The organism is Acerihabitans sp. (assembly GCF_036398755.1).
Taxonomy (GTDB): domain Bacteria; phylum Pseudomonadota; class Gammaproteobacteria; order Enterobacterales; family Enterobacteriaceae; genus Acerihabitans.
Map to the genome: position 1 here is coordinate 1 of NZ_DASWOM010000118.1, position 11,462 is coordinate 11,462.

Here is an 11,462-nt window from a genome sequence, read left to right on the forward strand (position 1 = left end):
GCCGAACTCAGTAGTGAAACGCCGTAGCGCCGATGGTAGTGTGGGGTCTCCCCATGCGAGAGTAGGGAACTGCCAGGCATCCAATAGTGACGAAGCCCTCTGTGCAAACAGAGGGCTTTTTCATGTCCGTAAAGCTGGGGGCTGACTACGCGAGCGCGAGAGTCGGACAATCGGCATTGCCGGGTGAACGGAGCCGCAGGCTGTTCCCCGGCCTGCCCGATTATAGCGCCAGGCCGGCCTCGCTAAGCCGATTGCCGCTTTTCGTATCAAATAAATGCAGGCTTTCCGCCCTGGCTTCCAGCCACAGTGGTTGCCCCGGCTGACACTCAAGGCGGCCGGCAAACTGGATATGCAGCGGGAAGCCGCTCCAGTCCACATGCAGCAGACTGGTCTCGCCGGTCACCTCCATAATGCGCAAGGTGGCGGCGGGCTGGCTTGAAGTTTCAAGGCGCAGGAAATCGTGCGGGCGGATGCCCAGCGTCACCGGCGCATCTGCCTGTCGTTTCGCGGCGGCGTGCCATTTTGCCGGCAATGGGAACCACAGTTCGCCGCAGCGCACGCCCGCCAGGCCGGTACGCTCTTCAATCAGGCCCTCCAGCAGGTTCATCGGCGGCGAGCCGATAAAACGCGCCACGAAGGTATTGACCGGGCGATCGTAAATGTCCAGCGGCCTGCCTTGCTGGGCGATATTGCCCTCATTCATGACCACGATCCGATCGGCCAGGGTCATGGCCTCCACCTGGTCGTGGGTAACATATACCGTGGTGGTTTTTAACTGCTGATGCAACGATTTAATCTCGGCGCGCAGCTCCATGCGCAGCTGGGCATCCAGATTGGACAAGGGTTCGTCGAACAGGAATACCCGGGGATTGCGCACCATCGCCCGACCCATGGCCACCCGCTGGCGCTGCCCGCCGGACAGCGCCTTCGGCAGCCGCTGCAACAGGCGTTCGATACCCAACATGCGGGCGACCTGCTCTACCTTGCTTTGCTGCTCCGGGCGCGGCACCTTTTTCACCTGCATATGGAACGCCAGGTTTTCCGCCACCGTCAGGTGCGGATAAAGCGCGTAGCTTTGGAACACCATGGCGATATCCCGATCCGCCGGATCCAGGTCGTTTATTCGTTGCTTATCGATAAAAATATCGCCGTCGGATACCGTATCAAGCCCGGCCAGCAGGCGCAGCAAGGTGGACTTGCCGCAGCCGGAAGGACCGACCAATACCGTAAAACAGCCGTCGGGGATGGTTAAATCCAGCGGGTTGAGTACGGTCTGTTTGCCATAACGTTTAGTGACCTTGATAAGTTCTACGCTGGCCATGGATTATTCCTCACCGGCAAGGGATTGAAGGGAAGCCCGATCGGGATACTGACGCGGCGAGCTGCCGATGGCCTGGCCGGCGACACGAATGCCCCAGCGCAGCGCCTGGCGACGGTTATAGCCATAAAGCAGGGCGCTGAGAAACCCGGCGTTAAAACTGTCGCCGGCGCCGATGGTGTCTTTGATCTCGACGCGCTCCGCGGCGCGGGTAAATTCGCCCTGCGCCTCGTATACCGTGGCGCCCTTTGCCCCGCGCTTAACCACGCAGGCGCCGCCGGGGGTGAGCCGCGCCGCCAGCGTTTTCCCGGCCGCCGCCAGGTCGTCGCAGTCCGCCAGGCCCAGGGTTTCCACTTCATTTAATAATAAATAGTCGCAGTCGCCGAGCCAGCGGGCGATATCCCGGCGCAGGCCGTCGTGCCAGCCGTCGGGCGGCCAGCCGGTGTCCACCGCAACCTGGAAACCGCGCCGGCGCAGCGTGGCCAGCAGCTCGGGATATTCGGTTAGCAGACGCAGACACAGGAAGGTACCGCATAACAGGACGATATCCCCCGGCGACGCCTGGGGCGGCAGTTGCAGCAGCACGTCTTGCCGCGTCAGGCGCACGATGTGCCCCTGGTTGCTGAAAAAGGTACGCTCGTTATCGGGATGAGTCAGGCCGACCGTTAGCGAGGTTTCGCAGGCATAACGCGGCCAAAAGGGCGCGCTGTCGGTAAAATAGCCCGCCAGCCAGGCGGAAAAATGATCGTCTCCCTGATTGGCAACCGCCCGGTGCGGCGTGCCCAGCGCCGCCAGCGCCAGCGCGCAGTTGCCGGCCGAACCGCCGGGACGCATGGCGCTGTGGTCCAGCATGGCCTCGGTTCCCCGCGCGGGCCAATGGTGCAGGGTGCCCATGATAAGATCAATATTGATATTGCCTACCACGTACAGCGTGGCGTCGGTTGTGGATATAGTCATGAAGGTATCCGGTTCGTTCCTTTTTTTAACCCTTGCTGCCGCCGTTGGTTAACCCGCTTACCAGGGATTTTTGCAGCCAAATGGCGATAAACAGCGGCGGCACCGAGGCCAGGATACCGACGGCGGCGATAAGGCCATCGTCGGTAGCCCGGCCGGCGGTAAATCCGGCGATGGTCACCGGCAGCGTTTGCGCCTGGATATTGTTGGTGAATAACAAGGCATAAAAAAATTCATCCCAGGCCAGCAGCCAGCCGAATACCGCCGAGGCGGCAACCGCGGGTTTTGCCAGCGGCAGGGTAATGCGCAACAGCACCTGCCAAAAGCGCAGGCCGTCGAGACGGGCCGCCTGTTCGATATCCAGCGGTAGCGCGTCGAACTGGTTTTTCAGCATCCAGGTCAGGAACGGCAGGATAAGCGAGCAGTACACCAATACCAGTCCAAGATGGGTATTTAATAACGACAGCTGCTGCAGCACAAAATACAACGGCAGGACAAACGCCACCGGCGGCACCATATATATGGCCAGGCTGCCCATTAGCCAGCCCTCGCGGCCGGGATAGCGCGAAAAGCTGAACGCCGCCGGCACCGCCAGCAGCAGTGAAATCAACGTCGCGCCGGTGGCAATCACCATGCTGTTGGCCAGCGCGTGCAGGAACAACGCGCCCGGCTGTCCCGGTACCAGCGACAGTAGGCGGGCATAGCGGCTGAAATCCCATTGCCGCGGCAGCCATTCCAGCGGGATGCGCGCCAAATCCGCCGCCGAGCTAACGCTCATCAAAAACAGCCACAGCATGGGCGCCAGGATGGTTATCGCCAGCAGCAGCGCCGCCGCGTAACGCAAAATAATGCGGACCCTGCGTTTCATGGTGTTATCCCCCGACGGCGCTGACGAGATAGCATCAGCATATAAATGGCAATCAGTATCCCGCACAGGAGGGTCATCAGAATGGCATAGGCGGCGCCGCTGCCGGCGCGCAGATAGCTAAACGACTCCTGATAGACAAAAAAGCTGAGGGTCTTGGTGCTGTCCACCGGCCCGCCGCGGGTCATGACATAAATAATGTCGAATATCTTGAAGGCGTCGATGGTACGTAATATCAACGCCACGCCCAGCGGAGCCAGGATGGCCGGCAGGGTGATGGCGCGAAAACGGCGCCAGGCGGAGGCGCCGTCGATGCGCGCCGCCTCGAACAGATCCTCCGGGATCGATTGCAGCGCCGCCAGGGTCAGCAGCGTCACCAACGGGTAGTTTTTCCAGATATCGGCAATCATCACCGCGTTCATGGCCGAGTCGGGGGATCCGAGCCAGCTGCGGTAACGATCGATTAACCCGGTTTGCGTCAGCAACGCATTGACGCTGCCGTAATCGGGATTGAAGTTAAGCCGCCACATCATGGCGTTAACGATGGTCGGCAGCGCCCAGGGCAGGATCACCAGCACGCGCAGCAGGCCGCGGCCGTAAAATTGCTGATTGAGCAGCAGGGCCACCAATACGCCGATAACGCCTTCAAAGGCCACCGACACCAGGGTGAAATAGAGCGTTCGCGCCAACGCCGCCAGGAAATCCGGGTCGGTCAATGCATAGAGATAGTTGGCGAAACCCACATAAGCGGGTACCGCGCCGCCGCCAATCAGCGCGGCGTCGGTAAAGCTGAGCCATAGGGTCCGCGCCAGCGGCCAGGCGGTCAGCAAAAACATCATCACCAGCATGGGCGCCAGCAGCACCCATGCCTGACGACGCTCACGTTGCGGCAAACTGAGCATAGCCAAATCCTTAACGCAGCCGTTCCGCGCCTTTGGTCGCCGCCTGCAGGGCCGCTTCCGGCGTTGCCTGGTTTTGCAGCACCTGTTGCAGATTTTGCTGCAGCACATTGGACAGCTGTGAATAGGCGGGGATGGCCGGACGGGACAACATGACGTTCAGGGATTGCTTCGCCGCGGCGATTAACGGCTCCTGGCCTTGCTGCACCTTGGGGTCGTCATAGGAAGATTTCCAGATGGGCAGGCTCAGACGCGAATATTTGTCCTGTACCGGCTGCGAGGTCATATAGCTGATATATTGCCATGCCTGCTCGGGATGCTGGCTGGCTTTGGCAATGCCCAGACCCATCGAACCGTTGACCGCCGAGACGTCGCCGGCCTTGGCGCCCGGTGCCGGCACAATGCCGACGTCGCCGGCCACTTTACTCTGTTTCGGGTCGTTGGCCATGTTGTACATATAGGTCCAGTTCAGCGCAAAAGCCGCGTCGCCGTTGGAGAACGCTTTGCGCACATCTTCTTCCAGGTATTCACGCGAGTTGGGATTGGTCAGGCCTTTATCCAGTGTTTCCTTCATATAATTAACCGCTTGCAGCGAGCCTGGGTTAGTGAAATCCAGCTTGCCGGCGGTGAAGAAATCGCCTTTATAGGCCGAGACCAGCGTGGTGTAATCACAAATCAGCGCCTCCGCCTGCGACCAGCTCCATACCAGGGGATATTTCACGATGCCTTTTTGCTTGAGGATCTCGGACTGCTGCTCGACCTGCTGCCAGGTCTGCGGCGGCGTGGTTATACCGGCTTTGCTTAACATCGCCTTGTTGTAATACAGATATTTGGTGTCGAGGATCCAGGGTAGACCCCAGACCTTATCCTGATAAGTCACGGTGCTCATGGCGCCGGGGAAAATCTTTTTGCTGTCGTCGGCATTAATACGAGCCGTAACGTCCTGCAATAAACCGAACTTGGTAAACTCCGCCGGCCAGATGGCGTCAAACAGCACCACATCGTAGCCATTGCCGCCCGCGCCGCGCGCCGCGACGATTTTATCATGCAGAGCTTCGTAGGGAACGAATTCCAGATTGACGTCGATATCCGGATGCTGCTGGGTGAAATCGGTGGTCATGGCGCGGATATCGTTTTCGCTGTAGGCGGCTTGGGTCATAAACAGCGCGTTGATTTGGGTTTTAGCCTGGGCTTGCGCGGGGAGTCCCAGCGCGAGGAACGACAACGCGCAGAGCGTCAGGGCAGGATAGAAGGCCTTCATTTTCATGTTCTCTCCGGAATCAGATGGTGTGCTTGGGGGTAATTAAATCAATTTGATTGCTTTAATGGACGAAAGCAATGCCTAACTTTCCAGCTTGTGATCGCAATCGCGCCACATTTATTTAACATACCGGTTAATAACTGCCGTTACACTACCCATAAACTTGCAATAGCCGTGCCGACAATCCCCGTCCGTGATTAATAAATCAATTTGATTGCTATATAACAAGCCCACATACTGGCGCCACAGGCGGCAAAGGCTATGGACTCATGAGAACATCAGGAACCAATTTACAGCATGCCAGGGCGCATAACCGGCGTGTGGTCATCGAGGCTATTCGGTTGAATGGAGAACTGACCCGGGCGGAATTGGCGCGCCTTACGGCTCTGACGCCGCAAACCGTCTCCAATATCGCGGCCGAGCTTGGTCAAGCCGGGGTCTTGTCCTCTCATGCGCCGCGGCACGCCGGCGGACGCGGCCAGCCGGCGGTGCCGATGACGCTTAATCCGGACAGCGCCTATTCGATAGGAATTCATCTCGATCACCAGACCCTGCTTATCGTGCTGGTCGATCTTACCGGCAACGTACGCTTTCGCCGCCTTTGCCTGGTGCAAAAGCCCCAGCCTGGTGCAACCCTGGCGTTAATCAAACAGCTGCTGGCGGAAATGAAACAACAGGCGCCAGTCGACTGGGGCAAAATGCTGGGGATCGGGGTGGTTATGCCGGGCCCCTTTGGCGTAGAGGGCTTGTCGTCCGAGGGACCGACTACCCTGCACGGCTGGGAAAATGTCGACGTGGTGGCGGAACTCACGCTGGCCACCGGCCTGCCGGTGACATTGGAGAACGACGCCACGGTGGCCGCCATCGGCGAGCGGTTTCACGGCGTGGCCAAGCAGCTGGACTCGTTTATCTATCTGTATATCGGCACCGGACTGGGCGCGGGTATATTTACCGACGGCCACATCTACACCGGCCATGCGCATAATGCCGGCGAGGTGGGCCATATGGTGGTGCAGCCCGGCGGACGCCTATGCTCCTGCGGCAACCATGGCTGCCTCGAGCGCTATTTATCCCTGCAATCGGCCTATGAGGCCTGCGGACTTGATCCCATGACCGCCATGCCCGAGGATCTGCTGCAGGTGGATCAGGGAAGCTTTGACCGCTGGATAGACTCGGCCCTGCCGGCGACCCGGCAGGCCATCAATATCCTTGAATGCGTTTTTGATGCCGAAGCGGTAATTATCGGCGGGCAGATGCCGCAGCAGCTGGTGGAAAAAATTGTCGGTCGCCTGCATCCGCTGCTGCGTTCGGTGCGCAGCAAATACAGCGACGGGCACCGCGTCAGGATCGGGTTGAACGGCACCGACACCGCCGCGCTGGGCGCGGCGGCGCTGCCGATATTCGATGAATTCAATCCGCAATATGAGGTGTTGCTGAAATAACCGGGGCGGCGCCCCGGAGATCGATCAATGCAGGATCTGTGACAGGAACGCCCGGGTGCGCTCCGATTTCGGCTGGGTGAAAAATTCGTCCGGCGCGGATTGCTCGACGATCTCCCCGCGATCCATAAAGATCACCCGATCGGCGACGGTACGGGCAAAACCCATTTCATGGGTGACGCACAGCATGGTCATACCGTCGTTGGCCAGGCCTATCATGGTATCGAGCACCTCCTTGACCATTTCCGGATCCAGCGCCGATGTGGGTTCATCAAACAGCATGATTTTCGGCTTCATACATAATGAACGGGCAATGGCCACCCGCTGCTGCTGGCCGCCGGACAGTTGACCGGGAAATTTATGCGCGTGTTCGACAATCCGCACCCGCTGCAGATAATGCATCGCCAGCTCCTCGGCCTCTTTTTTCGGCATCTTGCGCACCCAGATGGGCGCCAGGGAGCAGTTTTGCAGCACCGTCAGATGGGGGAACAAATTGAAATGCTGAAAAACCATGCCCACTTCGGTGCGCACGCGTTCGATATTACGCAGATCGTCATTTAAAACGGTACCGTCCACCACGATGGTGCCCTGCTGATGCTCTTCCAGGTGGTTAATGCAGCGGATGGTGGTGGACTTGCCCGAACCGGAAGGGCCGCACAACACAATGCGTTCGCCGGCCTTCACCTGCAAATTGATATCTTTCAATACATGGAACTGACCGAACCACTTATTGACGTTTTCCAGCGTAATCATCAATCGGTCAGTCTGGATGGCGTTGTTGTCGCTCATTATTTACCTCAATGGGTGGAGGAATGCCCGGTTTGAAAGCGCCTTTCCAAATGTTGGCTATAGCGGGACATGCTAAAACAAAAAATCCAGTAGACAGCCGCGGCGAAGACATAGCCTTCGGTCGACATCCCGAGCCATGCCGGATCTACCGTGGCCTGCTGCACGCTGCTAAACAAGTCGAACAAACCGATAATCACCACCAGGCTGGTATCTTTGAACAGCGCAATGATGGTGTTGACCAGTCCGGGAATGACCATTTTCAGGGCCTGCGGCAGGATCACCAGTCCCTGGGTTTTCCAATACCCCAGCGCCAGCGATTCAGCCGCCTCATACTGGCCCTTGGGCAGGGCCTGCAGGCCGCCGCGCACCACTTCCGCCACGTAGGCCGACTGAAACATGATAACCCCGACCAGCGCCCGGATAAGCTTATCGATATTGGTCCCTTCGGACAGAAACAGCGGCAGCATGACCGAGGACATGAACAACACGGTAATCAGCGGCACGCCGCGCCAGAACTCGATAAAGATAATGCAAAACCACTGCACCACCGGCATCCTGGACCGCCGGCCCAGCGCCAGCAGCACCCCCAGCGGCAGCGCCCCGGCAATGCCCACCGCCGCGATGATAAGCGTCAGGGTCAGGCCGCCCCACAGGCGGGTCTCAACCCGGGATAAACCGAAAAACCCGCCATACAGCATCAGCCAGGTAAATAAGGGGAACGCCACCGCCCAACAGGCGATATAGCGCCCGCGGCGGGGCATTCCTTTCCAGAACATCGGCAGCAGGCTCAGCAACCCGACCAGAAGGGTGAGGTTAATGCGCCAGCGCTGGTCGAAGGGGTACAAGCCGTACATAAACTGGCCGAAACGGGCATGGATAAAGACCCAGCAGGCGCCGTCTTTGGTACAGTCGGCACGCGTGGTGCCCACCCAGTTGGCCTGCAATACCAGCCAGTTCAGCAGCGGGGGAATAATAACCCACAGCAGCCACAGGCAAAACAGCGTCAACAGGCTATTGGACAGGCTGGAAAACAGGTTCTGGCGTATCCATAACACCGCCAGGGCCAGCCGGCTGCGAGAGGCTGTCGCTATGGGTTCATGTGGATTTATTGTCATGGTCATGAGTGTCTCTTAGCGCTCAACCAATGCTTTACGCCGGTTGTAAATGTTCATTAAGAACGAAATCGCCAGGCTGATAATCAGGTAAACCGACATGGTGATGGCGATGGTTTCAATTGCCTGCCCGGTCTGGTTCAGCACCGTGCCGGCAAACAGCGACACCATATCCGGATAACCGATGGCGGCCGCCAGCGAGGAGTTTTTGACGATATTGAGATACTGGCTGGTCAGGGGCGGGATAATGACACGCATCGCCTGCGGCAGGATTACCTGGTTCAACGTGACCGGATTCGGCAGCCCCAGCGAACGAGCCGCTTCATGCTGGCCAAAAGGCACCGACTGGATGCCGGAGCGGATGACTTCGGCGATAAAGGTCGAGGTATAGACCGACAGCGCCAGCGTCAGGGCGGCGAGTTCGGGAATAAGCACCATGCCGCCGCGAAAGTTGAATCCGTGCAGCTCCGGCACGTCCCAATGGACCGCCACGCCGAAAAACCACTGCGCGCCGGCGGGCAGGACAAGCAGCAGCAGGATAATCCAGGGCCAGCTGCGGCGCAGTTCACCGGTGGCCATTTGGTGGCGGCGGTTAATGCGGAACAGGGCCGCCGACGCCAGTATGGCGATGAGCAATGCCACCAGGCTGGCGAGTGCGCCTTCGCCCAGGACCGGGGTAGGCATATAGAGTCCGCGGTTGCTGAGAAAAGCCACGTCGAAGGCGTTTACCGCCTGGCGGGGACCGGGCAGGTTGCGCAGCACGGCGAAATACCAGAAAAAGATTTGCAGCAGCGGAGGGATATTCCGAAAAGTTTCGATATAGATGGTCGACAGTTTACGTAACAGCCAGTTTTCCGACAGCCGCGACAGTCCGATAAAAAAACCGATCAGGGACGCGAAAACAATACAAAGCGCGGAGACGAGCAGCGTATTGAGCAGCCCGACGATAAACACCCGTGCGTAGGTATCGCCCTGCTCAAAGGGAATAAGATGCTGGACGATGCCGAAACCGGCGGCGCCGCTAAGGAAACCAAAGCCGGATGTAATGCCGCGGTTGCTGAGATTGGTCAGCGTGTTGTGCAGGATGTAGCCGCCAAAGGCCACCACCACCACCACGGCCAGTATCTGGTAGATCCAGGCGCGAACCGCAGGGTTGGTCAAGGAGAAGGCACCTTTTACGGTTTGGCGTTGTTGCATGCGCTAAGCCTCAGTATAAAAATCATCTGCTGGAACAGCGCCGGCGAACTATGCCGGCGCTCTCGCACTGTGGCTGGTATTAACGAACCGGCGGCGCGTACTGGATGCCGCCTTGATTCCATAATGCGTTCAGGCCGCGCTTGATTTTAAGCTCGCTGCCGGCACCTACGTTGCGATCGAAGATTTCGCCGTAGTTACCCACTTGTTTAACGATTTTATATGCCCAATCGTTCGGCAGTTTCAACTGTTCGCCGAAGTTGCCTTCTTTACCCAGCAGATGGGCCATATCAGGCGTTGCCGGGGCGGCGGCCAACTGGTCGACATTCTTCGAGGTCACGCCCATTTCTTCGGCGTCCAGCATGGCGTACAGCGACCATTTAACGATAGTGAACCAGTCATCGTCGCCGCGACGCACCACCGGTCCCAAGGGTTCTTTGGAAATGACTTCGGGCAACACGACATAATCGTCCGCTTTGCCAAGCTTGATGCGCAGCGCGTAGAGCTGGGACTGGTCGGAAGACAGGGTATCGCAACGGCCGGATTCCAGCGCTTTGGCGCTTTCATCGGAACGGTCGAAGGTTACCGGGGTAAACTGCATTTTATTGGCCTTGAAGTAGTCGGCCACGTTCAGCTCGGTATCGGTGCCGGCCTGGAGACATACGGTGGCGCCGTCTAGATCTTTAGCGCTTTTCAGCCCCGCTTTTTTATGGGTCAGGAAGCCGATGCCGTCGTAATAGTTCACGCCGGCGAACACCATGCCCATGGACGCGTCGCGCGACGAGGTCCAGGTGGTGTTGCGCGACAGAATATCCACTTCCCCTGATTGCAGCGCCGTGAAGCGCTCTTTCGCCGTCAGCGGGGTGTATTTGACTTTGGTGTCGTCGCCAAAGACGGCGGCGGCGACGGCGCGGCAGACATCCACATCGATACCGGTAAATTTACCGCTGGCGTCGGCATAGGAAAAGCCCGGCAAGCCGTCGCTGATACCGCATTGCACAAAACCTTTTTTCTTGACCGCGTCCAACGTCGTGCCCGCATGTGCCTGATTGGCTATCGCAAAAAGGGTGGCTGCGGCAACCAAGGTGGAAATCATCATTTTTTTCATAAAGCATCCTGTGAGGCAGAAAATTAAAGCCAGTGGTTTTGATGCACTTTCGCTGCGCATCCATCCTGTCTGTTGGCATAGTGCCAGTTACGTCTATAGCAAAGGCGATGCCAATCTGGCGGTTGCTTGCCTGGCGGGTGAACTCACAATTCATTAACAGCCGCACGGCGCCAAAACGGGACAGTTATGCACAAATATAGTGCGGTTACCGGGTAAGCGCACCAAGGTGGTGCCTTCGGTTCCGTTATCTGGGATCGGGATTGCAAAAACCTTTGTTGTACCGTCTTTACCGGGAGGCGCAAATGCGGGCGATGCCCGGGACGGGGCATCGCATGCACCGCAAAGGTTTCATTTGATAAATAAAGCTTGCGCGCGCGGGGTTATTATGAGTAAATAGCGTCAACGGTTTGTAGTACAGACCTATTTATGTAAGCCATTTTAGTAAAGTTGTTCAAGTAAAAGCGATAGTCTACCATCACTTCTTCGACGAATTTCCTTCTTAAGTGCCCATAAGTAATCCCTG

10 protein-coding genes and 1 rRNA gene are annotated in these 11,462 nt (G+C 58.1%); 2 read left to right on the forward strand and 9 right to left on the reverse strand.

Going from position 1 to position 11,462, the window contains the following annotated elements; translation table 11 throughout:
- Positions 1 to 78, forward strand: a 5S ribosomal RNA gene (rrf, locus tag VGC33_RS23310); the annotation flags it as partial.
- A 142-nt stretch (positions 79 to 220) separates the two neighbouring features.
- Here the strand turns inward: rrf and VGC33_RS19780 are convergent.
- Genes VGC33_RS19780 through VGC33_RS19800 form a run of 5 tightly spaced genes read right to left on the reverse strand, consistent with a single transcriptional unit; the run spans position 221 to position 5,303 of the window.
- Complete coding sequence (locus VGC33_RS19780) at positions 221 to 1,321, reverse strand: ABC transporter ATP-binding protein (RefSeq protein WP_331122494.1); 1,101 nt, start codon at positions 1,319 to 1,321, stop codon at positions 221 to 223.
- A 3-nt stretch (positions 1,322 to 1,324) separates the two neighbouring features.
- A complete protein-coding gene (locus VGC33_RS19785; protein ID WP_331122495.1) occupies positions 1,325 to 2,275 on the reverse strand; it encodes a carbohydrate kinase family protein in 951 nt (316 codons plus the stop codon).
- 25 nt (positions 2,276 to 2,300) lie between these two features.
- Positions 2,301 to 3,140, reverse strand: coding sequence for a carbohydrate ABC transporter permease (locus VGC33_RS19790; RefSeq protein WP_331122496.1), 840 nt, complete (start codon positions 3,138 to 3,140; stop codon positions 2,301 to 2,303).
- Positions 3,137 to 4,039: a carbohydrate ABC transporter permease gene (locus VGC33_RS19795; RefSeq protein ID WP_331122497.1), complete on the reverse strand. Its 903-nt coding sequence runs from the start codon at positions 4,037 to 4,039 to the stop codon at positions 3,137 to 3,139. Before VGC33_RS19795 ends, VGC33_RS19790 begins: the two co-directional genes overlap by 4 nt.
- A 10-nt stretch (positions 4,040 to 4,049) precedes the next feature.
- A complete protein-coding gene (locus tag VGC33_RS19800; RefSeq protein ID WP_414636965.1) occupies positions 4,050 to 5,303 on the reverse strand; it encodes an extracellular solute-binding protein in 1,254 nt (417 codons plus the stop codon).
- A gap of 263 nt (positions 5,304 to 5,566) precedes the next feature.
- Between VGC33_RS19800 and VGC33_RS19805 the strand changes: the two genes are divergently transcribed.
- Complete coding sequence (locus VGC33_RS19805; protein ID WP_331122498.1) at positions 5,567 to 6,739, forward strand: ROK family transcriptional regulator; 1,173 nt, start codon at positions 5,567 to 5,569, stop codon at positions 6,737 to 6,739.
- Between the two features lie 24 nt (positions 6,740 to 6,763).
- Here the strand turns inward: VGC33_RS19805 and VGC33_RS19810 are convergent, their stop codons facing one another.
- The 4 genes from VGC33_RS19810 to VGC33_RS19825 form a co-directional block, all read right to left on the reverse strand.
- Positions 6,764 to 7,525: an amino acid ABC transporter ATP-binding protein gene (locus VGC33_RS19810; RefSeq protein WP_331122499.1), complete on the reverse strand. Its 762-nt coding sequence runs from the start codon at positions 7,523 to 7,525 to the stop codon at positions 6,764 to 6,766.
- An 8-nt stretch (positions 7,526 to 7,533) separates the two neighbouring features.
- Positions 7,534 to 8,640 (reverse strand): amino acid ABC transporter permease, encoded by a 1,107-nt coding sequence (locus VGC33_RS19815; protein WP_331122503.1) that lies wholly within the window; start codon positions 8,638 to 8,640, stop codon positions 7,534 to 7,536.
- A gap of 15 nt (positions 8,641 to 8,655) precedes the next feature.
- Entirely contained in the window at positions 8,656 to 9,834 is a 1,179-nt protein-coding gene (locus tag VGC33_RS19820; RefSeq protein WP_331122500.1) for an amino acid ABC transporter permease, read from the reverse strand.
- Positions 9,835 to 9,913: 79 nt separating this feature from the next.
- A complete protein-coding gene (locus VGC33_RS19825; RefSeq protein WP_331122501.1) occupies positions 9,914 to 10,939 on the reverse strand; it encodes an amino acid ABC transporter substrate-binding protein in 1,026 nt (341 codons plus the stop codon).
- Positions 10,940 to 11,462: the final 523 nt, after the last annotated feature.

Coding starts and splice junctions, on each gene's coding strand:
- VGC33_RS19810 (WP_331122499.1), bottom strand. CDS start 7,525: ATGAGCGACAACAACGCCATCCAGACTGACCGATTGATGATTACGCTG.
- VGC33_RS19785 (WP_331122495.1), bottom strand. CDS start 2,275: ATGACTATATCCACAACCGACGCCACGCTGTACGTGGTAGGCAATATC.
- VGC33_RS19780 (WP_331122494.1), bottom strand. CDS start 1,321: ATGGCCAGCGTAGAACTTATCAAGGTCACTAAACGTTATGGCAAACAG.
- VGC33_RS19825 (WP_331122501.1), bottom strand. CDS start 10,939: ATGAAAAAAATGATGATTTCCACCTTGGTTGCCGCAGCCACCCTTTTT.
- VGC33_RS19795 (WP_331122497.1), bottom strand. CDS start 4,039: ATGCTCAGTTTGCCGCAACGTGAGCGTCGTCAGGCATGGGTGCTGCTG.
- VGC33_RS19805 (WP_331122498.1), top strand. CDS start 5,567: ATGAGAACATCAGGAACCAATTTACAGCATGCCAGGGCGCATAACCGG.
- VGC33_RS19790 (WP_331122496.1), bottom strand. CDS start 3,140: ATGAAACGCAGGGTCCGCATTATTTTGCGTTACGCGGCGGCGCTGCTG.
- VGC33_RS19800 (WP_414636965.1), bottom strand. CDS start 5,303: ATGAAAATGAAGGCCTTCTATCCTGCCCTGACGCTCTGCGCGTTGTCG.
- VGC33_RS19815 (WP_331122503.1), bottom strand. CDS start 8,640: ATGACAATAAATCCACATGAACCCATAGCGACAGCCTCTCGCAGCCGG.
- VGC33_RS19820 (WP_331122500.1), bottom strand. CDS start 9,834: ATGCAACAACGCCAAACCGTAAAAGGTGCCTTCTCCTTGACCAACCCT.